Origin of the sequence: Kribbella sp. NPDC003557, from assembly GCF_040610805.1 — a bacterium.
Classification (GTDB): Bacteria; Actinomycetota; Actinomycetes; order Propionibacteriales; family Kribbellaceae; genus Kribbella.
This window is the reverse complement of the sequence record NZ_JBEXMY010000009.1, coordinates 133,038-159,683: the sequence shown is the minus strand read 5'-3', so window position 1 is coordinate 159,683 and position 26,646 is coordinate 133,038. Positions and strand designations below refer to the sequence as shown.

Below are 26,646 nucleotides of genomic sequence, written 5' to 3'. Positions count from 1 at the left end.
GACAAACGGAGGACTGGAAAAGAAGACTCGGGGACTGGAACTGGGAGGGCACCCTTGTCAACGCAGTATCCGTCGGCGCGACCTACCGACGACCGGCAGTCAATCGCGCCCGCAGACGGGCCGACCGCATCGTTCGAGGAGCTGCCTTCTCGAGCCGGATAGCGAAGCCCGATGGATGCCAACGCCCTCCAGGACAGCTGGGACCGGGTGACGCGACACGGTGAACAGGTGCCGTTGTACTTCTACTCACACCTGTTCGTCTCCTACCCCGAAGTACGCGCGATGTTCCCGCTGTCGATGTCGAGCCAGCGGGACAAGTTCGTCAGCGCACTCGGCCGGATCGTCAGCCACGCGAACCAGATCGACCAGGACGCGGCCTTCCTGCAGCACCTCGGCCGTGACCACCGCAAGTACGCCGTCGTCGCGGAGCACTACAACGCGGTCGGCGCCTCGCTCTGCGCGACCCTGAAACACTTCCTCGGCCCCGAGTGGGACGAGGACCTCGCCATGCACTGGACGGCGGCGTACCAGGTGATCGCACGGATCATGGTCGAGGCCGCGGAGACGTCGTCGGAGACCAGCCCGGACTGGTGGGACGCCGACGTGCTCTCGGTCGAGCGGCGCACCATGGACCTCACGCTGCTCACCGTCAAGCCGCGGCGCGCGTACTACTACCGCCCCGGCCAGTCGGTGTCGATGGAGATCCCGCAACGTCCCCGGATGTGGCGGTACTTCAGCCCGGCGAACGCGCCGCGCGCCGACGGCTCGATCGACCTGCACGTCCAGCAGATCGACGGCGGCCAGGTGAGCCCGACCGTGGTCCGGTCACTCAAGGCCGGCGACGCCGTGAAGCTGGGCGCGCCGGTGGGCGAGCGGCTCACCCGGCACGACGACGACGTCCGGGACCTGCTGATGGTCGCCGGCGGCACCGGCCTCGCCCCGCTGCTCGCCGTACTGGAGCAGATCGACAACGAGTGGAACCGCACGCGCTTCGCCCCGCGGGTCCAGCTGCTGCACGGCGTCCGGATGCCCTGGCACCTGTACGAGCGGCCGCGGCTGCGTGAGCTGGCCCAGACCCGGCCGTGGTTCGACTACACGGAGGTGGTGTCCGACGACGCGTCCTACCCCGGGACGCGCGGCAAGGCCGGGACGATCGCGGCGCAGCAGGACCTGCACGGACGGACGGCGATGGTGTGCGGCGGCCCGCAGATGGTCGCGCACACGCTGGAGCGGCTCGCCGCGGCCGGCGTCGACACCGAGCACATCAAGTACGAGCACTTCTACTACGCGGCCGTGGACGAGCACACCGCCGGCCCAGCGTTGACCAGGTCAGGAGACAACAAGTGACGAACGGAAAGCACCGCCACGGCTCTCCGCACTACCACACACCCGAAGCGATCCGGGGCGAGACGTTCCAGCGCCGGTTACGGGGTCTTGACGCCGACCAGGTGTACGAGTACCTCGACGTGGTGGCCGAGCAGGTCCACGCCACGGCCAGGGACCTCAGCGAGAGCCGGGCCGAGAACCAGCGTCTCCAGTCAGAGCTGCAGCGCGCCCGGGCGGAGCTCCAGCGCGCGCAGACGCAGGTGGACGAGTACGAGCAGGCCGGCGACCGCGTGAACGAGCAGATCGTCCAGCTGTTCAGCCAGGCGCAGCTGGTGGCCGAGGAGATGGTCCAGGACGTCAGCCGCGACGCCCGCGAGCGGATCGGGCAGGCCCGCGCTCATGAGCGCCGGATCGTCGAGGAAGCCATGGACTCGGCCGGGCAGCAGGTCCGCTCGTACGCCCAGACGGCGCAGGTGCGGATGCAGTCGATCGTGGACTCGTTCGCCACCGAGGTCGACCGGATCGGGAACGGCACCGTGCCCGGCGAACCGGCGTCGCGCCAGAAGGACGCCTGGTTCGACGACATGAGCGACTGGCAGGTCCGCCTGCGGAACGGGAGCGGCCCCGCGTCTCCGAGCTCGGACTGACCGGTGCGAGCTCCTCTGAGACCCGCTCCCGCAGAGGACGACAGGTTGGGCCCCCCGGCCCATCAAGCGCCGCCGCCCCTTCGCCGCCTCCCGGCACGCCCCTTGGCACGCCCGCTGGCGGCTGTCGGGCTGGCCGTGGCAGCCGGCGTCATCGGCGCGCTCGGCCTCGGCGGCGACCTGCCGACGGCTGTGGCGATCGCACTCGGCGTGGCCATCCTCGTCCTGGCGGTCGGAATCTGCGTCGCCTACGCCGTCGATGTGCGTCCCCGCACGCAGCGCCCCCGAGCCGGCGAATCCCGAGCCCAAGCCGGCGACTCTCGGCCCCAAGCGGGCGAATCCCGGCTCGCACCTCGCCGCCGGGGCAGATCCCGCCTGCCGGGCGGCGCTCCGCGGCTCGAGGGCGGCGCCGAGCCGTCGGGTGGTGACCCGCGTACCGGCTGTCCGGTCTCGTCCGGGGCGTCCTCCGGGCCGCCCGTGCCGGAGCCCGCGCCTGACATCGCCGATGTCGAGCAGGTGCGTGCCGCGGCGACGGAGTTCCTCGAGCTCTTCTACGGCGAGAACCCGAGCGCCGGGCGGCTCGAGCCACGGCTGGCGGCGGTGATGCAGGAGATCGACCTGACCGGCACGTACTGGCACACCGCCGACGAGCTGACCTTCGGCGCCCGCGTCGCCTGGCGCAACAACAAGCGGTGCATCGGCAGGCTGTACTGGCGGAGCCTGCAGGTGCGCGACCTGAGAACGGTGTCCGACGCCGGTAGCGTCGCCGCGCACTGCTTCGAGCATCTGCGGAGCGCGCACAACGGCGGCAAGATCCGGCCGACGATCAGCGTGTTCGCTCCTGAGACGCCGAACCGTCCCGCACCCCGGATCTGGAACGAGCAGCTCATCCGGTACGCCGGGTACGAGCAACCGAACGGGCGATCGCTCGGCGATCCCCGGTACCGCGCGTTCACCACCAAGCTGATCCAGCGCGGGTGGCGGCCGCCCGACCGGCCCGGCGCGTTCGACGTACTCCCGCTCGTCGTGGAGACCGCCGACGAGGGGCCGCGGATGTTCCAGCTGCCCGGCGACGCGGTGCAGGAGGTGCCGCTGGAGCATCCCGAGCTGACCTGGTTCGCCGGGCTCGGGCTGCGGTGGCACGCCGTACCGGTGATCAGCAACAACCGGCTCGACATCGGCGGCGTCTCGTATCCGGCGGCGCCGTTCAACGGCTGGTACATGGGCGCGGAGATCGGCGCCCGCAACCTCGGCGACACCGACCGCTACGACCTGGTTCCCGAGGTGGCGGACCGGATGGGCCTGGACACCTCACACGAGGCGACCCTGTGGCGCGACCAGGCGCTGGTCGAGATCAACCGCGCGGTCCTGCACTCCTTCAACCTCAACGGCGTCACCGTCACCGACCACCACACCGAGTCCCGCCGCTTCCTCATCCACCTGGAAAAAGAGGAACGCGCCGGCCGCGACTGCCCCGCCGACTGGAGCTGGATCGTCCCGCCCCTGTCCGGCTCCCTGACCCCGGTCTTCCACCGCTACTACACGACCAAAACCCAGGTCCCCAACTTCTTCACCGACCCCGAAGCCACCTGCCGCTCCCTCCACGGCGGCCCACCCGCCTTCCCCTGACATGCTGGGAGACGTGGACCGGGTAGTGGTCATGGGCTGCGCCGGCAGCGGCAAGTCGACCCTCGCGAGAGAGTTGGCCGCGCGTACGGCGTTGCCCCTGACCGAGCGGGACGCACTGGGCGCGATGGGATCGCGTGAGTACCTCGAAGCCTTGACCGAGTTGGCCGCCCGGCCCCGATGGATCCTCGACGGGGCGCCGTACTACGCCGACGAGCTCATCTACCGGGTCGCGGACACGGTCGTCTTCCTCGACTACCCGAAGCCTCTGGTCGTGTGGCGAGCATTGCGCCGGACCGTCAGGATCGAGCTGACCCGCCGACCAGCCGGAGCGCACAAGCCCGGAGGATCAGCCATCTGGCGTGATCCTCGGCATCCGCTGCGCTGGGCCTGGACATCCCACCAAGTCCGCCGCCAGGAAGGCCGCACCCTCCTCACCCGCCCCGACCTGCCGAACCTCAAGTTCCTCCACCTCACCCGGCCGGCGCAGGCGACGCGCTGGCTACACCGCCTGCACCGGTAGCGGCGCGCCCAACCACCTTCCTGGGCGATCCACCCGTAGAGAAGCTCAGGGCTCTTGAGTCATCTCATCCTTCGCCTGGTCGTTCAGTTCATCGACCATGCCGGTGTACTCGACCCAGTCGGGGTGCTGGGCGTAGAAGTCGTCCAACTCTTCAGCCGGCACCCGCTGGATCAGCTCACCCGTGTCGTGGTCCAGCGCGACCCACCGGTTGGGAGGCCCGTCCGTCGAGTCGTCGTCCTCGGCGATGAACATGTCGAACACATACACGCCCGTACGCCGGTGCTCCGCCAGCCGCTGCTCCACCAACTCCCGCAGGCGCGCCTCATGCCGCTCGAACCACCGGCGGTCCTCAGCACTCCACTCGATCGTCATACCGGACGGACTTCGGCCAGGCGTTTGACGGAGTAGTCGTCGTCCCAGCAGACGGCGGCTTCCCAGGCGGCGGAGGCTTGGGCGGCGACGTCGTACGCGTGGTCGTCGAGGCCGGCGGCGTTGCCGGGGAGCACGAGGTCGAGGTCGGGGACGTCGACGTGCGACTCGTCCCAGTCGATCAGCCCGACCTGGTCCGCCGTCATACGGATGTTGCCGGGGTTGGGATCGCCGTGCACAACGCAGGTCTCACGCCCAACAAGCCGCGCCCACGCCGCCCGGCACCGAACAACACCCTCAGCCGGCATCGCCCGAAGGTCGACCTTCGTCCCCGTCTCCGCGTGCAGCAGATCCACCGACCCCCGCCACCCCGGCCGCTGCGGCCACCCCCGCGTCAACCGATGCAATTCACGAAGCGTCTCAGCCACCCGACGCCAGTCGTCCGGCGTCTCAGGAGGTCCACCCTCCAGATAGGTCATCACCACAAGCCCATCCGCGAACAACCGACCGTCCTCAGTAGGAATCGGCACCGGCACACTCAACCCCTGACAGTCGAGGTACCGGAGCAGCCCAGTCTCCCAAGCAAGATCCCCATCACTCCGCGACCCCAACCGCCCAACAGCCGGCCGCCCCCCAACCCGCAACCGCCACACATCATTGGCCACACCCCCGGACAACGGCCCGAGCCGAACCACATCCTCGCCCCACTCCCGGAGCACGTCCCACCCCATCCACCAAACCCTACGGCCCAACGGATCCACCCAAGCCAACACAGGCAGCGACCAACCAGCCCAACCCAGCAGGACACGGCGACCAGCCAACCCAGCCAGCATTGGCGGCGACCGGTCGACCCAACCCAGCACTGGCGGCGACGGCCGACCCAACCCAGCACTGGCGGCGACCGGCCGACCCGACCCACGCCATGGGGGTGCGGGTGGCGGAGCCCCCGCCCGCGCCGAGCGAAGCGAAGGCGCACAAAAGAAGAGGGCGAGACAGGCCGACGCTTTCCGTCGGCATGCCTCGCCGCTCGCCCGAGCGGGTGACGAGAATCGAACTCGCGTAGCCAGTTTGGAAGACTGGGGCTCTACCATTGAGCTACACCCGCGGTGCTCGGACATGATTCCATACGGAGGCCTGGAGACTCAAAACGGGTTTTCGAGGGCCCCGGTGGCGCGAGCACTGGTTTCGGGCGGCTAGACTCGTGCGGTCACTGCGGGGCGTAGCGTAGTGGCTAGCGCGCCTGCTTTGGGAGCAGGAGACCGCAGGTTCGAGTCCTGTCGCCCCGACAAACCCCGTGCAGTACCGGCTGTGGCGTCGGCTGTCCGGCGTCGCAACATGTCACCGAATCAAGGAGAACCGCCACCGTGAAGAGCACCGTCGAGTCCTTGAGCCCGACCAAGGTCAAGCTCATCGTCGAGGTGCCGTTCGAGGAGCTCAAGCCGAGCCTCGACGCGGCGTACAAGAGCATCGGCCAGCAGATCGTCGTGCCGGGCTTCCGCAAGGGCAAGATCCCGCCGCAGGTCATCGACCAGCGCGTCGGCCGCGGTCCGGTGCTGGAGGAGGCGATCAACGACGCGCTCCCGAAGCTGTACTCGCAGGCGGTCAGTGACAACCAGGTCAAGGCGATCGGCCGGCCCGAGGTCGACGTGACCGAGTTCAACGACAAGGAGAGCCTGCAGTTCTCCGCCGAGGTCGAGGTCCGCCCGGAGATCACGCTGCCCGACCTGGAGGGCCTGGAGGCCGAGGTCGAGGACATCGCGGTGTCCGACGACGAGGTGACCGAGCAGATCGAGGGCCTGCGCCAGCGGTTCGGCTCGCTGAACCCGGTCGAGCGGGCCACCGCGGACAAGGACTTCATCACGATCGACCTGTCCGCCAGCAAGGACGGCGAGAAGGTCGAGGAGGCGCAGGCCACCGGCCTGTCGTACCAGGTCGGCTCCGGCCAGCTGCTGGACGGCCTGGACGAGGCCGTCATCGGCCTGAGCGCGGGCGAGAAGAAGACCTTCGTCACCCAGCTGGTCGGCGGCTCGCTGAAGGGCGAGGACGTCGACGTCGAGGTGACCGTGACCGCGGTCAAGGAGCAGGAGCTCCCGGAGTTCGACGACGAGTTCGCGCAGACCGCGTCGGAGTTCGACACCGCCGAGGAGCTGAAGGCCGACGTGCAGGGCCGGCTGGAGCGCGGCAAGCGGCTCGAGCAGGCCGGCGAGGCCCGCGACGCGGTCCTGGAGAAGATCCTGACGCTGGTCGACGTGCCGGTCCCCGAGGGCCTGCTGACCGACGAGCTGGCCGCCCGCAAGGAAAACCTGGAGCAGCAGCTCGGGTACTCCGGGATGACCATGGAGCAGTTCCTCGAGGGTGAGGAGCAGACCCAGGACGAGTTCGACGAGGACCTGAAGAAGCGCTCCGAGGACGCCATCAAGGCGCAGTTCGTGCTCGACCTGGTGGCCGAGCAGCAGGAGCTGAGCGTCAACGACCAGGAGCTGACCGAGCACATCGTGCGGCACGCGCAGCGTTCCGGCGTCAGCCCGGACCAGTTCGCGCAGCACGCGGTGGAGAACAACCTGGTCCCGAGCCTGGTGTCCGAGGTCGTCCGCGGCAAGGCGCTGGCCTACCTGGTGGAGAACGCCAAGGTCACCGACGCCTCCGGCAACACGGTCGAGCTGAAGACCCTGCAGCCCGACGGCACGTACGCCGACCCGGAGGCCGCCGAGGCCGAGGCCGAGGCGAGCGCCGAGGAGCCGGAGCCCGCGAAGGCCTGACCCGCCGGCAAGACGCGGCAAGCAACACCCCGCGAGCAACACAGAGCAAGCAAGACCCCGTACGGCCCGGACCCCAGGTGGGATCCGGGCCGTACGCATGTTCGCCGGACGATCGCGACACGATCGCAAGAAAGCTCGCCTACGGTGGCTGGTGAAACGCTTTCCAGGCGAGGGGGACCGGGGTGACCGCGCTACTGCAGGAGCCGGAGGTACGGCGGGAGCCGGAAGGGCCGGACCGCCCGGAGGTACCTGACGAAGCAGCGGTCGACGAACCCGGATCCGTCGTCCTGTGCGGCTGGTGAGCGGCGCCGGATTCGCTGACAGCAGACGAACCGCGGGCGAGCGGTGCGCCGTGAGCGAACACCTCCGGCCCAGCCTTAGGTCTGTCGCCGCCGACCAGTAATGTCGGGTTCGTGAACGAGACATTTGCAGCCAGCCCCACCGCCGCGGGCGGCAACGGATCCGGCGGACTCGACGACCACATCTACCAGCGCCTGCTGCAGAACCGGATCATCTTCCTGGGGTCCGAGGTTCGCGACGACAACGCGAACGCGATCTGCGCGCAGATGCTCCTCCTCAACGCCGAGGACCCCAACCAGGACATCTGGCTGTACATCAACTCGCCGGGTGGCTCGGTGGACTCCGGCATGGCGATCTACGACACCATGCAGTGGATCTCCAACGACGTCGCGACCGTCGGGATGGGTCTGGCCGCCTCGATGGGGCAGTTCCTGCTCTGCGCCGGCGCGAAGAACAAGCGCTTCGCCCTGCCGCACGCGCGGATCATGATGCACCAGCCCTCCGGCGGTATGGGTGGTACGGCGTCGGACATCAAGATCCAGGCCGAGCAGTCGCTGCACATCAAGGCGCAGCTGTTCCGGCTGATCGCCGAGCACACCGGCCAGCCGCTCGAGCAGGTCGAGAACGACGCCGACCGGGACCGCTGGTTCACCGCCGACCAGGCGAAGGAGTACGGCTTCATCGATCACGTCGTCGCCAGCGCCGCGCAGCTCAGCTCCGGCAGCCCGAACTCCTGATCTCCCACTCCGTCAGTTAAGGACGCACCAATGAACTACTTCATCCCGCAGTGGGAGGAGCGCACGTCGTACGGCATGCGCCGGATCGACCCGTACACGAAGCTGTTCGAGGACCGCATCATCTTCCTCGGGACGCCGATCACCGACGAGATCGCGAACGCCGTCATGGCGCAGCTGCTGTGCCTGCAGTCGATGGACTCCGACCGCGACATCAGCATCTACATCAACTCCCCGGGCGGCTCGTTCACGGCGCTGACCGCGATCTACGACACCGTCCGCTACATCAAGCCGGACGTCCAGACGGTCTGCCTCGGCCAGGCCGCGTCGGCCGCCGCGGTGCTGCTCGCCGCCGGTACGCCGGGCAAGCGGCTAGCGCTGCCGAACAGCCGGATCATCATCCACCAGCCGGCCACCGAGGGCACCTACGGCCAGTCGAGTGACATCGAGATCCAGGCGAACGAGATCCTCCGGCTGCGTTCGCTGCTGGAGAAGATGATCTCCGAGGCCAGCGGCAAGGACCCGGAGGAGGTCTCGCGCGACATCGAGCGGGACAAGTTCCTCACCGCCCAGCAGGCGATCGAGTACGGCCTGATCGACGACGTCCTGCAGACCCTCAAGACCCCGGTCCCGGCCGGCGTCTGAACAGGTTCAGTTCGGGCTCGGCCGGTCTGACCGGCTGTCAAGAGCCTGACGCGTTCGCCACCGGCGTAGTCACAACCCGGTGGCGAGCGCGGTTTTTCGGCCCCGGACGGGGTACCGTCGAAATCGGTCCGACTGCGCATAGAAGGGATCTGTCCCGGTGGCACGCATTGGTGACGGCGGCGACCTGCTCAAGTGCTCGTTCTGCGGGAAGAGTCAGAAGCAGGTCAAGAAGCTCATCGCCGGTCCCGGCGTCTACATCTGCGACGAATGCATCGATCTCTGCAACGAGATCATCGAGGAGGAGCTGAACGAGGGCTCCGAGGTCGGACTCACCGAGCTGCCCAAGCCGCGGGAGATCTACGACTTCCTCAACGCGTACGTCGTCGGTCAGGACGTGGCCAAGAAGGCACTCGCGGTGGCGGTCTACAACCACTACAAGCGGGTCCGCGACGGCCAGGGCGCGTCGAGCGCCGGCCGGCACGCGAAGGACGAGGCCGTCGAGCTGGCCAAGTCGAACATCCTGCTGATCGGCCCGACCGGCTGCGGCAAGACGTACCTCGCCCAGACGCTCGCCCGGATGCTGAACGTCCCGTTCGCGATCGCGGACGCGACCGCGCTCACCGAGGCCGGGTATGTCGGTGAGGACGTCGAGAACATCCTGCTGAAGCTGATCCAGGCGGCGGACTACGACGTCAAGAAGGCCGAGACCGGGATCATCTACATCGACGAGGTCGACAAGATCGCCCGCAAGAGCGAGAACCCGTCGATCACCCGGGACGTCTCCGGCGAGGGTGTCCAGCAGGCGCTGCTGAAGATCCTCGAGGGGACGACGGCGAGTGTGCCGCCGCAGGGCGGCCGCAAGCACCCGCACCAGGAGTTCATCCAGATCGACACGACCAACGTGCTGTTCATCGTCGGCGGCGCGTTCGCCGGCCTGGACCACATGGTCGAGCAGCGGGTCGGCAAGAAGACCCTCGGCTTCAACACCAGCCGCGAGCCGGAGAAGCCGAAGGAGCTCGGCGGGTATGCCGACGTCATGCCGGAGGACCTGCTCAAGTTCGGTCTGATCCCCGAGTTCATCGGCCGGCTCCCGGTGATCACCACGGTGTCCCCGCTGGACCGCGAGGCGCTGATCAAGATCCTGTCCGAGCCGAAGAACGCGCTCGTCAAGCAGTACCGGCGGCTCTTCGAGATCGACAACGTCGAGCTCGAGTTCAGCGACGACGCGGTCGAGGCGATCGCGGACCAGGCGCTGCTGCGCGGCACCGGCGCCCGGGGTCTGCGGGCGATCATGGAGGAAGTCCTCCTGAACGTGATGTACGAGGTGCCCAGCCGCGAGGACGTCGCGAAGGTCGTCGTCACCGGCGAGGTCGTCCTGGAGAACGTGAACCCCACGCTGATCCCGCGCGACCAGATCGAGCGCAGCAAGCGCGATCGCCGCGAGAAGAGCGCCTGACACACCGCTGCGTCTGACAGCACTCAGCAGCAGGAGGCCGGGTCCGCCGTACGGCGGGTTCCCGGCCTCCTTCTCGTGGTGGACGCGACCGGAGGACCGGCCCGCCTACGGTCGGTGACATGACGCCCAGAAGAATCCTTCGAAGACTGTCTGTCGCCGGCGCCGCCCTGGTGCTGCTGACGCCGATGACCACCGCGGTCGCCCAGGCCAAGCCCGTGGTACCGACGATCGCATGGGGCAGCTGCGGGACCGACCCGAAGCTGAAGCCGTTCCAGTGCGCGACCGTCGAGGTCCCGACGGACTACGACCGTCCGCACGACGCGACCACGACGATCGCGTTGACCCGGCTGCCGGCGAGCGACCCGGCCCACAAGATCGGCACGCTGTTCACGAACCCCGGCGGCCCGGGCGGTTCCGGCGTCGACCTGGTGCAGCAGGCCGGTCAGCTGATCTACACCCCGCAGGTGCGGGCGCAGTTCGACATCCTCGGCTTCGATCCGCGCGGCGTGAGCCGCTCCGATCCGGCGACCTGTTACCCGACCGCGGCCGAGGAGGAGCGGGCGCTCGCGAACGTGCCGGCGTTCCCGGTGACCGCGACGGAGGAACGCCGGTTCATCGTCGACATGGCCAAGGTGGCGATCAACTGCCGGACCACGTCGCCGGACCGGCTCGCGCACTACTCGACGGCGAACGTTGCCCGTGACATGGATCTGCTCCGGCAGGCGGTCGGCGACGAGAAGCTCTCGTACGTCGGCTACTCGTACGGCACGTATCTCGGCGCGACGTACGCCAAGCTCTTCCCGAACAAGGTCCGCGCGCTGGTCCTCGACGGCACGCTGAGCCCGGAGTGGTACTCCGGCTCGAACGGCGACCCGAACCCGGTCGGCGTCCGCCTGAAGCAGGGCGAGGGTGCGTACGACACGTACGAGCAGTTCCTCGCCGAGTGCAAGAAGGCCGCGGCGAACTGTGCGCTGAACCAGCTCGGCGACCCGACGACGGTCGTGGAGAGCACGCTGGAGCGGCTGAAGACCGACCCGATCGAACTCGGCCTGCCGGACGGCACCACGCTGACCGTGACGTACGCCGTCGCCGTCGCCGCGACGTTCTCCAACCTGTACGACCCGATCGGGTTCCCGGCGCTCGCGCAGATGTGGGCCCAGCTGGCCGGGCAGAACCGGACCAAGGCCGCGGCCACCGCCCCGCAGGCGCTGGTCGAGTGGAACCGGCGCAAGGAGGACTACAACTCGGTCGGTACAGTGCTGCAGCCGTGCGTCGAAGCGAGGCAGTCGCACCGTCCGCTGGCCTACCCGGCATACGCCGATGCCGCCGACCGCCGCGCCCCGCACTTCGGCCGGTTCCGCGCCTGGGTGGGGATCCAGTGCGAGTTCCTCGGCATCCGCGACACCGACGACTTCCGCGGCCCGTGGCAGAACACGGTGCAGTCGCCGGTCCTGGTCTTCGGCACCCGCCACGACCCGGCCACGCCGTACGAGGCGACGCGGCCGTACGCCGACCTGTACCCGGATGCCCGGATGGTGACGGTCGAGGGCTGGGGCCACACCACGATCGGCAAGAGCACGTGTGCCGACCGGATGATTACCGACTACCTGACGGCCCTGGAGTCGCCGGCCGACGGCGCGACGTGCAACCAGGACCGCAAGCCGTTCGATCCCGTGCCTACAGGGACGAAAGCACTGAATCTGCTACCGCAATAGTCTCGTCGACCTGGTCCGCGGTGTGCTCGGTGGACAGGAACCACAGCCCGCGCGGGACGATGTTGATCCCGGCAGCGAACAGCCCCGCGTGGAACCGAGCCATCGCGGCCCGGTCGCAGGCAGCGAACGACCGATAGTCCGTGACGGCGGCCTGGTCCGTGATGTACGTCTGGAACACCGGACCGGGCCCGTCGACCAGCAGCGGTACGCCGTGACGCTCCGCCGAGGTCCGCAGGCCGGCCATCAACCGCTGGCCGGCTGCGTTCAACGGCGGGTACACGTCGTCGCGCTTGTCGTCGAGGTAGGTCAGGACGGCGTCCGCCGCGGCCATCGCGACCGGATGCGAGTTGAACGTCCCCGCGTGCGCGACCTTCCCGGCGGCGATCGTGCCCATCACCTCGGCCGAGCCGACCAGCGCGGACACCTGCATGCCACCGGCCATCGCCTTCCCGAACGCGGCCAGATCGGGGACGACGCCGAGCAGTTCGCCCGCCCCGCCCGGAGCGACCCGGAAGCCGGTGATGATCTCGTCGAAGATCAGCAACGAGCCGTGCCGCCGGGTGAGATCCCGCAGCCCTTCGAGGTAGCCCGGTGCGGGCGTGATGCAGCCGGTGTTGCAGAGCAGCGGCTCGAGGATGACCGCGGCGATCTCGTCCCCGCAGCGATCCATGACCGCGGCGACGGCGGGAAGATCGTTGTAGGGAAGGACGATCAGGTCGTCCGCGTCATGACGCGGCTGGCCCGCCGTACCGCCGACCGCGGTCGGATGCTTCGCGTCGCCGGCCAGAGCGAGGTCCGGGTGCACGCTGTACAGGACCGGGTCGAGCCAGCCGTGGTAGTTGCCTTCGAACTTCACGATCTTCGGCCGACCGGTGTGCCCGCGGGCGAGCCGGATCGCGCCATGCACCGCCTCCGAGCCCACGCTGTTGAAGCGGACCAGCTCTGCCGCCGGGACCATGCTGCACAGCCGCTCGGCGACCTGTGCTTCCAGTTCGTGCTGGGCGGCGTACGCGACGCCGCGGCGTACCTGTGTGGAGACCGCGTCGGCAACGAGCGGCGCGGCGTGGCCGAGCAGGTTCGGGCCTTGGCCGAGCACGTAGTCGAGGTACCTGTTGCCGTCCACGTCCCACAGCTCCGCACCGCTGGCACGGTCCACGAACAGCGGCCGGTCGGCGCGGCGAGCGTCGCTGGACACCCCGCCCGCGATCACCTTCTTGGCGCGTGCGTAGAGGCGGTCGGCTTGTGTGTGCACTGCATCCTCCAAGGGCGGTCAGTCGAGCTTCTCGGTGAGCAGACGGAACTGCTGGCGTGGCCGCCCGCCCGCGGTCGAGCGAGCCGGCGGCAGCGGCCAGGCGAGACCTGCCTCGACCAGCTCCTTCAGCATCCGGCGTCCGGTGCGCTGGGTGACCTGCATGATCGCGGCGACGCTCTCGACGTCAACGACGACCTGCCGGCCCGGCGCGGGGCTCATGGCCGAGGCGATCGATGTGACGATCTCCAGCGCCCGCTGGTCGATCGGCGACGTGCTGTCGACCGGTGCGGCGTCAGTTCTCGCAGCACCCGGCTCCAGGTCCAAACGGTCGCTGCTGCCGTCCAGGTACACCGCTACCTTGCCGCCTGCCGCAACAGACTCCTCAACGGCCATGAGGGCATTCGCCTCGGCAGCACGAGCAGTCTGGCCGGTGCCCGCGCCCACGGCGACAGGTACGCCGAGCTGTGCCGTCAAGGCGCCGAGGAAGGGCGCGACGCTGAACTGCTCGGTCAGCCGCAGCAGGGCGCCGTACGTCGTGGTCACCAGGAAGAGGGTGTCGGACCGGCGCGTGACCGACGCACCGACCTGGCGTGCCTCGGACAGCAGCTTCTGGTGCGTCGACAAGGCCAGCTCCTGCTGCCAGTAGTCACCAGACTCGGCACCTGAGGGGATGACTTGTACGGCGATCATCGCGAGCTGGTGAGCGCCCATCCGCGTGCCCTGCCCGAGCAGTACGGCGGTCTCCAGCGCGTCCCGCACACTCGACCGCGTCGGCGCGATCCGCAGCACCGGTACGCCGTCCGCGCGCAGCTCACGCTCCACGGACAGGATCGTGGTCAGCGCGACCGTGGTGTGCTGCCGCTCCCACTTCTCCCGGTGGAACGCTGCGAAGCCCGCCACCGACTCAGGCCCCTCGTACGGCACGTCGTACACCTGGGCGGTGTCGAGACCGATCTCGCTGTACGCCTCGGAGACGTCCGCGAGCGAGATCGAGTCGATGCTGACCCGGCTCAGGTCGACGCCAGGGATCGTCAGCGAGGCGCGCAGCAGGGCGGCGTACAGCGCGGCGCCGGTCAGCGGCAGGTGTGTCGACGGAACGGTGAGCCAGTGGCCGGTCGTCGCCAGGTCGAACGCCCACGGGCCGGGGAACACCGCGGCGTCGATCCGGTCCCGCAGCCGCAGGTACCGTTCCTCGGCCTCGGACAGGTCGTCATACCCGCCGGTCAGGAACCGCACGCCGTGGACGGACCGCTCCGCGACCTCCTGGCCGACCTCCGCCATCGTCTTCACCAGGCGGCGCGGCCCGAACAGACCGACCGTCACGGACGGCAGCCGCTCGCCCGACACCTGCTCGGTCTGCTGTGTCTCGTCCGTCATAGGTCAACCCCTCGTTCTCCGGGCCCGTCCGGCAACGGCCGCCACCGGAACAGCTTGCGGGCGTTCCCGCTGAGAACATCTTGGCGTTGACTCTGCGTCAGTGGCGCGCAGACCACCCGGCCCAGCGACATCCGCTGGTCGATGAACGGGAAGTCCGATCCGAACAGCACCCGGCCACTGCCCACCTGGTCGACCATCGAGGCGATCAGCGGCCCGGTCATCTGCGAACCGCAGACCTCCAGCCACAGCGAGTCGTACCGGCTGGCGGCCTCGATCGCCTCGTCCACGCCGGCCGGTGTGATGCCGGCGTGCCCGAGGATCACCGACGTCCCCGGGTACCGCTCGGCCACGGTCCGGAACAGCGCCGGGGCGTCGTACGGCGACTGGTGCTCGGAGTGGCTGAGGACGGGGCAGCCGGTGGACTCGGCGAACTTCCACACCGCGGCGTACCGCGCGCCGGTGACCGGGTAGCGGTGCAGGCTCGGATGCACCTTGATCCCGACGAACCGGTCGTCGCTCGCGACCCGCTCGAGCTCGCGCTCCGGGTCCTGCCACGGATTGATCACCGCGTACGCCGCGATCCGGTCCGGGTACGCGTCGACCGCGGCGAGCGACTGGGAGTTGCCCAGGTGCGCGTCCTGCTGGATCGCGCGGTTCGCCGAGAGCACGGTGACGTCGGTCCCGGTCCGGTCCATCACCGAGACCATCGTCGCGGCCTCCGGCTCGGGGATGAAGAACAGCGAGTACCGGCCGAGGTGCGCGTGCACGTCGACGATCCGGTGCTGCGGAAGGCGCCCGATCATGACCGGACCCCGATCCGGAACAGCCGGCCCGCGTTCCCGGATCCGACCAGCCGGACCGTCGCGTCGTCGAGGCCCGACCAGGCGAGCCGGACGACGCTCTCACCGGGGTCGCGGACGCCGAGACCGGTCGCGAACAGCAGCCGGTCGGCGAGGTCGTTGGCGGCCAGCCACTCGACGCCCTGGTGCGCGGCGAAGTCGACCAGATCCACGTGCACGTTGGCGTGTGCGTCGAGCACGGCCCAGAGCTCGCGCAGCTTGCGGTAGCCGAGGTTCGACACGACGATCGGCAGCTCCGGGAAGCGGATCGCGATCCGGGTCAGGTCGGGCCAGGGGAGTTCCGCGGCGTCCGCGCACAACGGCAGGTGATGGGCCTGCAATGCGTCGTACAACTCGTCGAGCAGCACGGGGGAGAAGCCGTGCGACGCGGGGTGGATGCGGAACGCGGCGACCCCGTCGTCGACGGCGCGATTCACCAGCCCTGTCAGGGAGTCGAGCTCACCGGGTGTCGCGGGCACGGCCGTCCAGCAGGCCAGTACGCCGCGATCGGCCAGACTGTGCGCGACCGCGGAGGCTTCCGCGTTCCCGCCGACAGGATCGTGCAGCCAGGACGCCATCGCGCTCACCAGGGCACCGGACAGCGCGTACCGGTCGAGGTGTGCGGCGATCGCGTCCCGGTCGGTGGGCGGCAGCAGCGATGCCGGATGCGCGCCGCTCACGATCCGCGCATCGAACCAGCCCTCGGTCACGGCGTCACCCATGCCACACCCCGTCGACAGTCCAGGGCCCGGCGTACGGGAGGGTGAGGTGAGCCCAGTCGTTCTCGGTCGTCGCATCAATCATCGTGCCGCCGAGCCGGATCTCGCCACCCGCACGGACCCACAGGCCGCAGCGTCCCGCGCAGGTGATCTCGAAGCGCACCTGGTCCCCACTCACGGTGGCCAGGACGTCGACGTCGTCGGTCGTCCGGACCAGGCCCGGCAACGCCCGCACCCGCCAACCGGTTGCCCAGGACAACTGTCCGTCGACGGTCCGGGTCCAGGCCGACGGGCCGAGCCGGTCAACGGTCTTACCGGATGTGACGAGCAGTTCGCCGTCCTTGCGCTCGACGGACACCGCGGGCGGCTCACCACCGGCATGTGGCATCAGTACGGTCGTGAAGTCCCCGGTCGACCGCGTGAGGGCGAGCGAATGCAGCTCGCCGTATTCAGCCACCCGACGCCCCAGAAGCGGACGACGTGCCACGCCGACCTCGGTGCCGGAGGTTGCTTCAGCGGCAGCTGCGTCCAGGAGCAGCAGGCCCGGGCCGTCGGGCGCGCCGGCGTCGTACGTGAGTGGGCCGAGCTCGCGCCAAGGATGGAGCGCGTGCCAGTTCGCCCGGAACGTGTGAGGCCCGTCGGCGTGGTCGGTGACGACGACGTACGACGGCTCCTCGCGGACCATCGCGATCGTGCGCGACTGCTCGAGGCCGTTGCCGTGGTGGCGGGCGGAAAAGATCGCGAGGACGTCGGTGTCGACCAGCGGGTCGACGGAGACGCCGCGGTCGGTGGACAGCTCCCGGTCGTCCACCAGCACCGTGTTGTGACCGCGGCCCGACTGGTACCACGTCTGGTACAGCGGATCGTCGTAGCTCGGCGGACCACCCGCCTCCCAGAGCAAGGGCTGACCCCACCCGTCCAGCACCAGATCGAGTACGGCGCGATGCGAGTGCGACTCCAGCTCGTGCTCGATGTGCGGCCCGTGGTTGATCACCGCACGCACGTCGGAGCCCCGCAGGATCGTGTACCCGGACTCGGGCAGCACAGTGGACCGCGGCAGCTCAGGTATCGCTGCCGGCAACAGCCATTCCGCCCGGTCCGGCCGGGCTGGAAAGGTCGCCAGCTCGGCACCGAACTCCGACGGCGACAGCCACTGCGCCGCGACCTGTGCCAGCACAGGGTCGTTCAGCAAGTAGCTCCCGCGCAGCAGCGACGCTGCCGGCCACTCGATCCCGCTGTCCTGCAGGTGCGGCAGCCAGCCGCCCGACGATACCAGCTCGTACATCCACGTGTGCATGGCAACGAAACGGGGATGTGCCGCCACAGCCGGGTCGATCCGTGCGGCCGTCTGCAGAGCCGTCAACACCATCCGGTGGTACCCAGGAGACCGCTCGTAGTGGCCGCCGTCCGGGTAGATGTCCAGCTCCAGGTGTTCCTCGATCCGCTGCCGTGCACGCTCCGCCCACGCCGCCGACTCCACTAGCGACGGCAGGACGGCGCTGATATGCAGCAGCTCTGTGGCGCACACGAGTTGCCAGTTCCCGTGCCGGAAGACGTCATGCTCGTCGTACGCCCAGCGGGCTCCGCCGACGAGTGTTGCGACCAGCCGCTCCCAGACGCGATCGGACAGCGGCGAGTCGGTGAGTACTTCGAGGGTCGGCAACAAACTGCGGCAGCGGGCCCAGGTGCCCAGCGAGTACCAGATGACGTCCAGCCCCGGCCACTCACCCGTCACTGAGCCACGGCGCGAGACCCAGTCGTCCAGGTGCTGCTCAAAGGCTTGCAGATAACGCAGATCGCCAGTCAGCAGCCACGCCTGCACCCCAGGCGCCAGCCAGCCCAGGTAGTGAAAGCCGTACAGCTGCGACCGACCCAGTCCGCTCCCGCTGACGTCCACACCGTCCAGCAGGGGAGCAGCCGCAGCCAGTACGGCGTCGGCGGCTGGAGTGGATCGCGTCGCCTCAGCCCACTCCGGCAGCGGCCACGCCGGCCGCCTGAGCTGCTCACCGACAACGGCACGCAACCCGGCCAGATCAACGGCCGGCGACCCGAACGCCTTGATCAGGTCGTCCGTCCCGATCCGATCGATCCGCCCGTCGATGTGCCGCGGCTTCTCAGGACTGTCGCTCATGCGACCAGCATGGACACGTCGACGGGCCGGCGGGTCTCGATCGACAGGTGCGCGGCCTCCAGGACGGCGGTGACGTTGCGGCTGCTCTCGATGGTGATGAGGGGCTCGCGGCCGGTCCGGCAGCAGTCGACCCAGTGCGCGATCGCGTCGGCGTACGCACCGGCGGGGATGCCGTGCATGACGCGCTGCAGCATGTTCCGCGGGTACGTGTAGCCGTCGGAACGTGCCAGGACGACGTTCTCCTTCTGCCGGTCCAGCTGGACGACGCCGTTGTCGGCGACCACCGCGACGTACGAGTCGACCGTGGTCGGGAACGTGTTCGGGTAGATCCAGGCGGACTCGAAGGTGGCGACCGTGCCGCGGGAGTACTCGGCCTGGATCTGGATGGCGTCGGGTGTGTCGATGCCGAGCGACCGCAGCTTGCCCCAGCGCGCGGTCGCGTAGACCCGGCTGACCTGGTCGCGGAGCAGCCAGGAGACCAGGTCGATGTCATGACTGGACAGGAACCAGGCGCAGGTCGTGCGGTCGGCCCAGGACAGCATCTCGGTCGGCACGAAGATCGTGTCGTCCTTGCGGGCGTACGCGACCGCGGCGTCGCCGAGGTCGGCGAGCAGCTCGTAGGCCTGCGCGTACGCGGGCACCCAGCGGTGGTTGAACAGGCACATCGCGATCACGCCGTTCGCGCGGATCGCCCGCACCGCGGCGTCCGCCTCGGCGACCGAGGTGGTCATCGGCTTCTCGACCAGGATGTGCTTCCCGGCTTCCGCGGCCCGGACCATCATCTCGCCGTGCAGGTCGTCGGGCGTGGTCAGGACGACGGCGTCCACGGAGTCGCTCGCCAGCAGGGTCTCGAGATCGGGGTGGACGACCGGCCGGGCGCCCCGCCCGGCGATCTCGTCGGCCAGTCGCTCGGTCGACGCGGCCGAGCGACTCGTGACCGCGGTGATCGAGGCGTCGGCCCGGCCGGACAACGACAACGCGTTGCCCCGGCCCATGATGCCTGCGCCGACGATCCCGATCCGCAGTGTGTCCGCCACGTCTACTTACCCTTCGCCAGTGTGTCGTTCCACGCCTTCTCGGCGTCGTCCAGTGCCTGCTTCGCGCTCTTGGTACCCGACATGAACGCGCGCACCTGGTCGTCGAACAGCGCCCGCAGTTGCTCGTCGTTGCCAGAGCCCATCGACGCGTCCACGCTCTGCTTGAAGGTGTCGATCAGGATCTTGCGCGCCTGGTCGGCCGGCGTGGTCCCACTGATGTCGGTGAAGAACGGATCCGCGAGGGCCTTCACCGACGACGGGTAGATCGGCACCAGCTTGCACAGCGCGAGCTGCTGCTCGGGCGCGGCGACGTACTTCAGCCACGCGGCCGCCGCTGCCTGGTTGTCCGACTTCGCCGGGATCCCCATCACCTGCTGGCCCGGCATGTAGAACTTGCCGTCGGCACCGGTCACCGGCGGTCCGACCACGATCGAGGAGTAGACGGCCGGCGCGTTCTTCTCGACGTTCAGCAGCGAGCTGGACACGGCCGCCGGGTTGAACGCGATCAGCTTGTTCTCCAGCGACTGCGGCAGGTCCCGCGGGTTCTCGCCGAGGCTGCCGGGGGCGATCACGCCCGAGGTGAAGAGCGGCTTGAACTTCTCCAGCAGCGCCTGCGTCTCCGGCGTGTTGAACGCGGCCTGCTTGCCGTCCTCGGACAGCAGCGGGATGCCGTTGGCCTGCACCACGCTCGAGTACGCCATGAAGTTGGTCGCCGACTTGCCGGTCGCGTCGTGGTACTTCGTCGCCAGCGCGAGCGCCTCGTCGTACGTCTTCGGCGGCTTGGCCGGGTCGAAGCCCGCCTTGGCCAGCAGGTCCTTGTTGTAGAACGCCAGCGATGTCCCGCCGTTGTACCAGGGGATCGCGGAGCGCTTGCCGTCGACGACCAGCGGCTCGGTCAGGTTCGGCAGGTACGCCGCGACGTCCTCCTTGCTGAACAGCGAGTTCAGGTCGGCCATCGAGCCGGCGAACAACCCTGTGGTCGCGGAGGTGAAGTTGACGACGTCCGGCACCTTGCCGCTGGCGATCGCGGCCAGCAGCTTGGTCGTGATGTCCGCACCCGGCACGTCCACCCAGTTGATGTGGACCTTCGGGTGCTCCTTCTGGTAGGCGTCGATCCATTTCTGGATGTCCGGCCCGTAGTTCTTCTGCAGGTTGATCGTCCACCACTCGACGTCACCGGAGTAGGCGTCGCCGGACTGTTTCTGGTCCTCGTCACCGCCCGCCGGACTGCCGGACACGCAGCCGGCCAGCGCCAGCACGAGAGTGGCAACAACAGCGAGTCGGAGTCTGAGCAGGGGTCGGGCCATCGTTGGCTCCTCAGAACGGAATGTCCTAAACCTGGCTTACAGACACCAGAGTGTTCGCCATCAGCTCGGTGGAGTCAACGGAAACTGCCCGAAATTTTCTGGAGTTACCGCTTCCTGCGCCGTGAGATGTGCGTTACGGTTCCGGTCAGCTTGGTATCTGAAATCTGGGTTTCAGACACGAGGAGCCACATGCCCGGTCTCAAGGGCCGCGTCGTCGGTCAGCACTGGTACACGCCGTACGTGTTCATGCTGCCCGGACTGCTGTTCTACGCCGCGATGTTCGCCTGGCCCGCGGTGATCGCGATCCAGCTGGCGTTCTCCGACTACGACATCGTGCATCCGGTGCGCTTCTCCGGACTCGACAACTTCGTCCGGCTGGCGCACGACCCGCGGGTCTGGATCGCGTTGCGCAACTCGCTGCTGTTCCTGCTGCTGTTCCTGCCGCTGACCGTGATCGCACCGCTGTTCCTGGCGATGCTGGTGAACCTCAAGCTGCGCGCGATCCAGGCGTTCCGGATGCTCTACTACCTGCCGGTGATCACGTCGATGGTCGCGGTGGCGGTCGCCTGGCGGTACGTGTTCAACCGCGAGGGCGTCGTGAACTGGGTGCTCGGCCTGTTCGGCACCGGCCCGATCGACTTCCTGCTCGACCGGCACTGGGCGCTGCCGACCGTGGTGCTGCTGGAGGCGTGGAAGAACGCCGGCCTGTTCATGATGATCTACCTGGCCGGTCTGCAGTCGGTGCCGGCGGACCAGGTCGAGGCGGCGACGATCGACGGCGCGAACGCGTGGCAGCGGCTGCTGCACGTCGTCGTACCGTCGCTGCGGCCGACGTTCGCGGTGACGCTCGTGCTCAGCATGCTCGAGGCGATGCGCGCGTTCGAGTCCGTCTACGTGCTGACCCGCGGCGGGCCGCTCGACTCCACTCTCACCCTCGGCTACTACATCTGGTCGAAAGCCTTCGAGGACTACGACATGGGCTACGCGAGCGCCGTCGGCCTGCTGCTGTGGGCGATCATGATCGTCCTGGCCGGCTTCAACCTGCTGGTGACCCGGCGGAGGGACGTCTGATGGCCCGCCGGCTGTACCGGCCGAAGCGGCGGGTCGACGTCCGCCGCGTCGGTCTCTACCTGCTGCTCGTCGTCGTGGCGGCGTTGTTCATCGGCCCCTTCCTGATCCTGCTCAGCGCGGCGACGAAGCCGGCCAGTCAGGACGTGTTCGGGTTCCCGCCCGATCTGATCCCGCGGCCGCCGGTGGCCGACTGGTTCCGCGAGGCGTGGACGACGATCCCGTACGCGCGGTTCCTGGTGAACTCGGTGATCTACGTCGGGATCACGGTCCCGGTGTACCTCGTGGTGTCCGCGCTGACGGCGTACCCGCTGGCCCGGATCGCGTTTCGCGGCCGCGGGGTGTTCTTCATGCTGTTCCTGTCGATCATGTTCCTGCCCGGCGAGCTGATGCTGATCCCGCGGTTCCTGGTGATGAGTGAGCTCGGCCTGACCGACACGTTCGCCGCGGTGATCCTGCCGGCGATCCTGTCCTCGCTCGGGATCTTCCTGCTCCGCCAGGCGTTCTCGCAGATCCCGGACGAGATCGTCGAGGCCGCCCGGGTCGACGGCGCGAACGAGTTCGCGATCTTCTGGCGGATCTGTGTGCCGATCGTCGCGCCGACGCTCGCGGTCCTGGCGATCCTCGGCTTCGTGTCGGTGTGGAACAGCTTCATCTGGCCGCTGGTGGTGCTGACCAGCCAGTCCAAGTTCCCGATCGCCCTCGGGATCGCCTATCTGAGCGGCGTCGCCGGCACCGACGTCCGCGGTCTCGCCGCCGGCACCGTGATCTCGCTGGTGCCGGTCATCATCGTCTTCCTCCTGCTGCAGAAACGCATCCTCAACAGCATGGGCGGCGCAGTCAAAGGCTGATTTTCGGCCCCCGCCCCCGCCCCCTCCCCCTTGTGAGGCAACCATGAACCCCACCCGCCGCACGTTCGTTCTCGGAACCACCGCCGGCGGAATCGCCGCCTGGGCTGGTCTTCCCGCTCTGTCGGCCTCCGCTGATCCGCTGGTCTACGACTCGCCCGAAGCCTTCGACGCCGCGCAGGCCGGCTATCTGGCCTCTAACGCGCAGGACAACGAGGCAGGCCTGTACGCCTGGGGCGAGTCGTACTTCCTGCTCGGCCTGCTCCGGATGTACGAGGCCTACCAGGACGAGCGCTACCTGCGCACGTTCGAGGACCGCGCCCGGCACCTGATGAAGACCACCGACCACGCCCGGAAGGTCCGCGACTACGCGGGCCGCTCCGGCAAGGTCTGGCGCACGGCAGGCAACTACACCGCCGGCCACGGCGTGCTGCCCGACGGGAACGGCACCCCCGCGGTCCAGCTCCGCTGGGCCGGCACCAGGTCGGCCGAGTCGACCGCCGAGGTGCTGAATGTTGCCGACGGCACCTTCGATCTCGTGCTCCGCAACCCGGCCACCACGACTGTGGTCACCTTGCCCGCGGTCAGTCTCGACCCGACAGCGCCCACGTACGTCGTGACCGCGGTCAACAACGCCTACAACGCGTCGTTGCGCTGGACGGCGGTCGACCTCCGGGAAGCTCCCGCTACCGCACCCGCACCGGCGGCGGCCACGATCGCCTTCAAGTCGCAGTACTACGTCTTCGCGGTGCACACCGGGATGATCGCGTTCCCGCTGGCCCGCTACGCGCGGATGGTGCTGCAGTCCGCCACGCTCCGGCGCGGGCCGCGACAGGAGTTCGCGCGAGAGGTCCTGGACGCCGCCGTCGCGGCCGTCGCGTTCCACGATCCGGAGTGGGTCTCGCGCGCTGACGGCACCGGCGACTACGTGTGGCCGAAGGGCGCGCCGATCCCGTTCGACGGCACCATCCAGCCGTACAACCAGAGCCAGGGCATCGGTCAGGTGCTGGTCGAGCTGTTCCGTGTGACCAAGCAGCCGAAGTACCGGACGCGTGTGCTGCAGATGCTGAAGGCGTACGAGCCCGCGCTGCGACTCGTTGGCGATGCCTACGTCTGGACCTACTGGCCGCCGTACAGCGAGCTGTACACCGGCTACGCGAAGACCGCGGGTATCTCGGAGTACACGCCGTCCTACCCGGCCTCGAAGCAGATCGAGGACCTGAGCCATGCCGCGATCAGCACCGAGTTCGTGCACGCGGCGTACGACGCGGGGATCGACGGCGGGCCCGCGACGGACATCCAGCGCTTCACGAAGACGTTCACGCAGAAGCTGATCCGGTCCGCGAACGAGGTCTGGTACCGGGTCGACGGGACGGGCGTCGCGGTGCCGGCGAACGCGGTGCAGTGCGCGCGCTGGGGCGAGTACGCCGAGCAGGATCTGCTCGTCTATCAGCAGTCCCTGCGCGTGTACGACGCCGTACAGCTCGTGCCGGTGCAAGGCTCGCACGCGTTGGGGATCGCCTACCTGAACTGGGCCAAGAACTCTGGTTGGAGGAACAAGTGAGACTGCTCCGGATCCACGCCGACGACGGGCTGCGCGACGCCGTACTGGCCGACGACGGCCGGGTGGTGACGTTGCCGGGACCCTCCGAGGCGTTCGACCCGGACCGCTGGCGGGAACGCGCCGCCGCGGCCACCGACGCACCGGTGGAGTTCGGGGCGGTGCGGCTCGCCGCACCGCTCAGCCCCGGGAAGATCGTGTGTGTCGGGCTGAACTACGCCGACCACGCGGCCGAGGGCGGGCAGGAGGCGCCGGCCGAGCCGATCCTGTTCATGAAGGCGCCGGACACCGTGGTCGGCGCGTACGACGACGTGGTGATCCCGCGCGGCGCCGAGAAGACCGACTGGGAGGTCGAGCTGGGCGTGGTGATCGGCCGGACCGCGGCGTACCTGGGCTCGGAGACCGAGGCGCTCGGGTACGTCGCCGGCTACGTGCTGGTCAACGACGTGTCCGAGCGGCACTTCCAGCTCGAGCGCGGCGGGCAGTGGGACAAGGGCAAGAACGCGGCGACGTTCTGCCCGCTCGGGCCGTGGATCCTGACCGCGGACGAGGTGCCGGACCCGCAACAGCTCAAGCTCGGGCTGGACGTGAACGGCGAGCCGCTGCAGGACAGTTCGACGGCCGAGATGATCTTCGGCGTCGCGCGGCTGGTGCACTACATCTCGCAGTTCATGACGCTCTACCCGGGCGACGTGATCAGCACCGGTACGCCGGCCGGGGTCGGCGCGGGCCAGAAACCACCGCGGTACCTGCGCGAAGGCGACGTACTGCGGGTCTGGGCCGACGGCCTGGGCGAACACCACAACAAGCTGGTCGCAGCACCCTGACCAGTCGAGCGCCCGGGACCAGTCTGCCCGTCTGCGCCGACGCCAATTCCAGGGGTTATCCGTTGGTGTTGGGGGTTCTCTGCTGGTGTACAAACAGGGAACCCCCAACAGGAGTGGATATCCGTGTCTTGTCGCGTAGGTGACTCGGTCGCGGACGCGCCAACAGGAGGTGTCGGGTAGCGGCTTAGTGCACCTGAGCGTGTATCCGTTCGGCGTGTACGGCGTACAGCGGTGCTCTACCTGTTGATCTGCACCTGGTTCGGCGCGCGCCCGGGTGCGTGGTGAGATACGAACCGGTGACCTGGGACAAGAACGGGAGACCTGGGACCTGATATCGCAGGTCCCAACTCGCCACAACTGGTCCCAACCCACCAGAACCTGTGTCCGCCCACGACGACCGGAGCTGGCGCGCTCGCGGTTGAGGGAGCGGCGCCGCGCGCCTGGCTCGCGCAGGCGGCCCAGGGGTTATCCATTCGAGTTGGGGGTTCTCCACTGGTGTACGAGCAGAGAACCCCCAAGAGGAGTGGATGACCCCTGAAACGAAAGCCGCCCGGGGTGGGTGTGAATGCGCAGGCGTGAGCGTGACGCATGGGTTTGGAGTGCGGGGTGATCCGGTTCTTGGGCGGGTTCAGTTCGCCAGGGCAGTGGCGATCGAGTCGGCGATCGGGGTCGTCGGACGGCCGATCAGCCGGGTGAGGTCGCTGCCGCGGCCGGTCAGCAGGTTGCGCTCGACGCCCTTGTCGATGTCGACGAGCAGCTCGGCGAGCGGCTGCGGCAGTCCTGCTCCGGTCAGGATGCCGAGCAGCACCTCGCCAGGCACGTTGTTGTAGGCAACTTCCTTGCCGGTCTGCCGCGAGAGCTCGGCGGCGTACTCGGCCAGCGACCAGTCGGTGTCGCCGTTCAGCTCGTACGCGGTCTTGTCGTGGCCGTCGGTGCTGAGGACGACGGCCGCGGCCGCCGCGAAGTCGCGCCGCGACGCGGTGGCGAGCCGGCCGTCGCCGGTGCTGCCGACGACGCCGTGCTCGAGCTGCGTCGCGAGCTGCTCGGTGTAGACCTCGTTGTAGAAGCCGTTGCGCAGGAAGGTGTAGGTCAGGCCGGAGTCGAGGATCGCCTGCTCGGTCGCCTTGTGGTCGGCGGCGAGAGCGAGGTCGGCCTCCGGGCCACCGAGGATGCCGGTGTACGCGATCCGTGCGACGCCGGTGTTCTTCGCGGCGTCGATGACGGCCTGGTGCTGGGCGAGCCGGTTGCCGACCTCGCTGCTGGAGATCAGCAGGACGGTGTCGCCGGAACCGAAGACCCTCGCCAGCGCGTCCGGGTCGTCGTAGTCGGCGATCCGGACCTCGACGCCGCGGTCGGCGATCGGGGCCGCCTTCGCGGCGTTCCGCGCGACCGCGACGACCTGCCCGGCGGGGACCCGCCGCAGCAACTCGTCGATGACGAGCGTGCCCAGATGACCGGTGGCGGCGGTGACGACGATGCTCATGCGGACTCCTTGTCAGTTGACGTTCTGTCACCGACAGTAGGTCGCCATGATGAGCGGATCTATGTCCATGAAGCGCTGGTTTATATCCGATCGTCTTGAT

The 26,646-nt window shown here is 68.8% G+C and carries 23 protein-coding genes and 2 tRNA genes; 14 read left to right on the top strand and 11 right to left on the bottom strand.

Annotated features, from left to right (window positions below; all coding sequences use genetic code 11):
* Positions 1–171 precede the first annotated feature (171 nt).
* From ABZW60_RS34335 to ABZW60_RS34320, 4 genes are all read left to right on the top strand, one after another.
* Entirely contained in the window at positions 172–1,347 is a 1,176-nt protein-coding gene (locus ABZW60_RS34335; protein ID WP_355484054.1) for a globin domain-containing protein, read from the top strand.
* On the top strand, positions 1,344–1,973 hold the full coding sequence (locus tag ABZW60_RS34330; RefSeq protein WP_355484052.1) for a DivIVA domain-containing protein: 630 nt from the start codon (positions 1,344–1,346) through the stop codon (positions 1,971–1,973). Before ABZW60_RS34335 ends, ABZW60_RS34330 begins: the two co-directional genes overlap by 4 nt.
* A gap of 102 nt (positions 1,974–2,075) precedes the next feature.
* Positions 2,076–3,599, top strand: coding sequence for a nitric oxide synthase oxygenase (locus ABZW60_RS34325; protein ID WP_355484050.1), 1,524 nt, complete (start codon positions 2,076–2,078; stop codon positions 3,597–3,599).
* Positions 3,600–3,612: 13 nt separating this feature from the next.
* Positions 3,613–4,119, top strand: coding sequence for a hypothetical protein (locus tag ABZW60_RS34320; protein ID WP_355484048.1), 507 nt, complete (start codon positions 3,613–3,615; stop codon positions 4,117–4,119).
* Between the two features lie 45 nt (positions 4,120–4,164).
* Here ABZW60_RS34320 and ABZW60_RS34315 read toward each other — a convergent pair whose 3' ends face one another.
* The 3 genes from ABZW60_RS34315 to ABZW60_RS34305 all read right to left on the bottom strand — a co-directional run bounded on the left by ABZW60_RS34315 (position 4,165) and on the right by ABZW60_RS34305 (position 5,593).
* Positions 4,165–4,491 carry a hypothetical protein gene (locus ABZW60_RS34315; protein ID WP_355484046.1) on the bottom strand — a complete coding sequence of 109 codons (327 nt, stop codon included), beginning with the start codon at positions 4,489–4,491 and terminating at the stop codon, positions 4,165–4,167.
* Positions 4,488–5,219 (bottom strand): phosphotransferase, encoded by a 732-nt coding sequence (locus tag ABZW60_RS34310; protein ID WP_355484044.1) that lies wholly within the window; start codon positions 5,217–5,219, stop codon positions 4,488–4,490. The genes ABZW60_RS34315 and ABZW60_RS34310 overlap by 4 nt, the downstream gene beginning before the upstream one ends.
* A gap of 303 nt (positions 5,220–5,522) precedes the next feature.
* Positions 5,523–5,593: transfer RNA gene (locus ABZW60_RS34305), tRNA-Gly, on the bottom strand.
* Between the two features lie 108 nt (positions 5,594–5,701).
* Between ABZW60_RS34305 and ABZW60_RS34300 the strand changes: the two genes are divergently transcribed.
* The 6 genes from ABZW60_RS34300 (at position 5,702) to ABZW60_RS34275 (ending at position 12,097) form a co-directional block, all read left to right on the top strand.
* Positions 5,702–5,774, top strand: a tRNA-Pro gene (locus ABZW60_RS34300).
* Positions 5,775–5,852: 78 nt separating this feature from the next.
* On the top strand, positions 5,853–7,247 hold the full coding sequence (tig, locus tag ABZW60_RS34295) for a trigger factor (RefSeq protein WP_355484042.1): 1,395 nt from the start codon (positions 5,853–5,855) through the stop codon (positions 7,245–7,247).
* Positions 7,248–7,660: 413 nt separating this feature from the next.
* Positions 7,661–8,284 (top strand): ATP-dependent Clp protease proteolytic subunit, encoded by a 624-nt coding sequence (locus ABZW60_RS34290; RefSeq protein ID WP_167215451.1) that lies wholly within the window; start codon positions 7,661–7,663, stop codon positions 8,282–8,284.
* Between the two features lie 30 nt (positions 8,285–8,314).
* Positions 8,315–8,926, top strand: a complete 612-nt coding sequence (locus tag ABZW60_RS34285) for an ATP-dependent Clp protease proteolytic subunit (RefSeq protein WP_355484040.1) — start codon at positions 8,315–8,317, stop codon at positions 8,924–8,926.
* Positions 8,927–9,083: 157 nt separating this feature from the next.
* A complete protein-coding gene (gene clpX, locus ABZW60_RS34280) occupies positions 9,084–10,382 on the top strand; it encodes an ATP-dependent Clp protease ATP-binding subunit ClpX (RefSeq protein WP_350277727.1) in 1,299 nt (432 codons plus the stop codon).
* A gap of 119 nt (positions 10,383–10,501) precedes the next feature.
* Positions 10,502–12,097, top strand: a complete 1,596-nt coding sequence (locus ABZW60_RS34275; protein ID WP_355484038.1) for an alpha/beta hydrolase — start codon at positions 10,502–10,504, stop codon at positions 12,095–12,097.
* Here ABZW60_RS34275 and ABZW60_RS34270 read toward each other — a convergent pair.
* Genes ABZW60_RS34270 through ABZW60_RS34240 form a run of 7 tightly spaced genes read right to left on the bottom strand, consistent with a single transcriptional unit; the run spans position 12,060 to position 20,759 of the window.
* Positions 12,060–13,349 carry a glutamate-1-semialdehyde 2,1-aminomutase gene (locus ABZW60_RS34270; RefSeq protein WP_355484036.1) on the bottom strand — a complete coding sequence of 430 codons (1,290 nt, stop codon included), beginning with the start codon at positions 13,347–13,349 and terminating at the stop codon, positions 12,060–12,062. The genes ABZW60_RS34275 and ABZW60_RS34270 overlap by 38 nt on opposite strands.
* An 18-nt stretch (positions 13,350–13,367) precedes the next feature.
* The gene (locus tag ABZW60_RS34265; protein ID WP_355484034.1) at positions 13,368–14,726 is read right to left on the bottom strand and encodes a hypothetical protein; all 1,359 of its coding nucleotides are present in this window, start codon (positions 14,724–14,726) and stop codon (positions 13,368–13,370) included.
* Positions 14,723–15,529, bottom strand: a complete 807-nt coding sequence (locus tag ABZW60_RS34260) for an amidohydrolase family protein (RefSeq protein WP_355484032.1) — start codon at positions 15,527–15,529, stop codon at positions 14,723–14,725. The genes ABZW60_RS34265 and ABZW60_RS34260 overlap by 4 nt, the downstream gene beginning before the upstream one ends.
* Positions 15,526–16,287, bottom strand: coding sequence for an amidohydrolase family protein (locus tag ABZW60_RS34255; protein WP_355484030.1), 762 nt, complete (start codon positions 16,285–16,287; stop codon positions 15,526–15,528). The genes ABZW60_RS34260 and ABZW60_RS34255 overlap by 4 nt, the downstream gene beginning before the upstream one ends.
* Positions 16,280–18,415: a heparinase II/III family protein gene (locus ABZW60_RS34250; protein WP_355484028.1), complete on the bottom strand. Its 2,136-nt coding sequence runs from the start codon at positions 18,413–18,415 to the stop codon at positions 16,280–16,282. The genes ABZW60_RS34255 and ABZW60_RS34250 overlap by 8 nt, the downstream gene beginning before the upstream one ends.
* Positions 18,412–19,452 (bottom strand): Gfo/Idh/MocA family oxidoreductase, encoded by a 1,041-nt coding sequence (locus ABZW60_RS34245; protein ID WP_355484026.1) that lies wholly within the window; start codon positions 19,450–19,452, stop codon positions 18,412–18,414. Before ABZW60_RS34245 ends, ABZW60_RS34250 begins: the two co-directional genes overlap by 4 nt.
* 2 nt (positions 19,453–19,454) lie before the next feature.
* Positions 19,455–20,759 carry a sugar ABC transporter substrate-binding protein gene (locus ABZW60_RS34240; protein ID WP_355484024.1) on the bottom strand — a complete coding sequence of 435 codons (1,305 nt, stop codon included), beginning with the start codon at positions 20,757–20,759 and terminating at the stop codon, positions 19,455–19,457.
* A 189-nt stretch (positions 20,760–20,948) separates the two neighbouring features.
* On the opposite strand from ABZW60_RS34240, the gene ABZW60_RS34235 reads away from it, so the two are divergent.
* The 4 genes from ABZW60_RS34235 to ABZW60_RS34220 are packed head-to-tail and all read left to right on the top strand — an operon-like array spanning position 20,949 to position 25,063.
* A complete protein-coding gene (locus tag ABZW60_RS34235; protein ID WP_355484022.1) occupies positions 20,949–21,830 on the top strand; it encodes a sugar ABC transporter permease in 882 nt (293 codons plus the stop codon).
* A complete protein-coding gene (locus tag ABZW60_RS34230) occupies positions 21,830–22,678 on the top strand; it encodes a carbohydrate ABC transporter permease (protein WP_355484020.1) in 849 nt (282 codons plus the stop codon). Before ABZW60_RS34235 ends, ABZW60_RS34230 begins: the two co-directional genes overlap by 1 nt.
* A gap of 43 nt (positions 22,679–22,721) precedes the next feature.
* Positions 22,722–24,239: a hypothetical protein gene (locus tag ABZW60_RS34225; protein WP_355484018.1), complete on the top strand. Its 1,518-nt coding sequence runs from the start codon at positions 22,722–22,724 to the stop codon at positions 24,237–24,239.
* Positions 24,236–25,063 carry a fumarylacetoacetate hydrolase family protein gene (locus tag ABZW60_RS34220; RefSeq protein WP_355484016.1) on the top strand — a complete coding sequence of 276 codons (828 nt, stop codon included), beginning with the start codon at positions 24,236–24,238 and terminating at the stop codon, positions 25,061–25,063. The genes ABZW60_RS34225 and ABZW60_RS34220 overlap by 4 nt, the downstream gene beginning before the upstream one ends.
* Before the next feature lie 628 nt (positions 25,064–25,691).
* On the opposite strand, the gene ABZW60_RS34215 is transcribed toward ABZW60_RS34220, so the two are convergent.
* Positions 25,692–26,546 carry an SDR family oxidoreductase gene (locus ABZW60_RS34215; protein ID WP_355484014.1) on the bottom strand — a complete coding sequence of 285 codons (855 nt, stop codon included), beginning with the start codon at positions 26,544–26,546 and terminating at the stop codon, positions 25,692–25,694.
* Between the last annotated feature and the right edge of the window lie 100 nt (positions 26,547–26,646).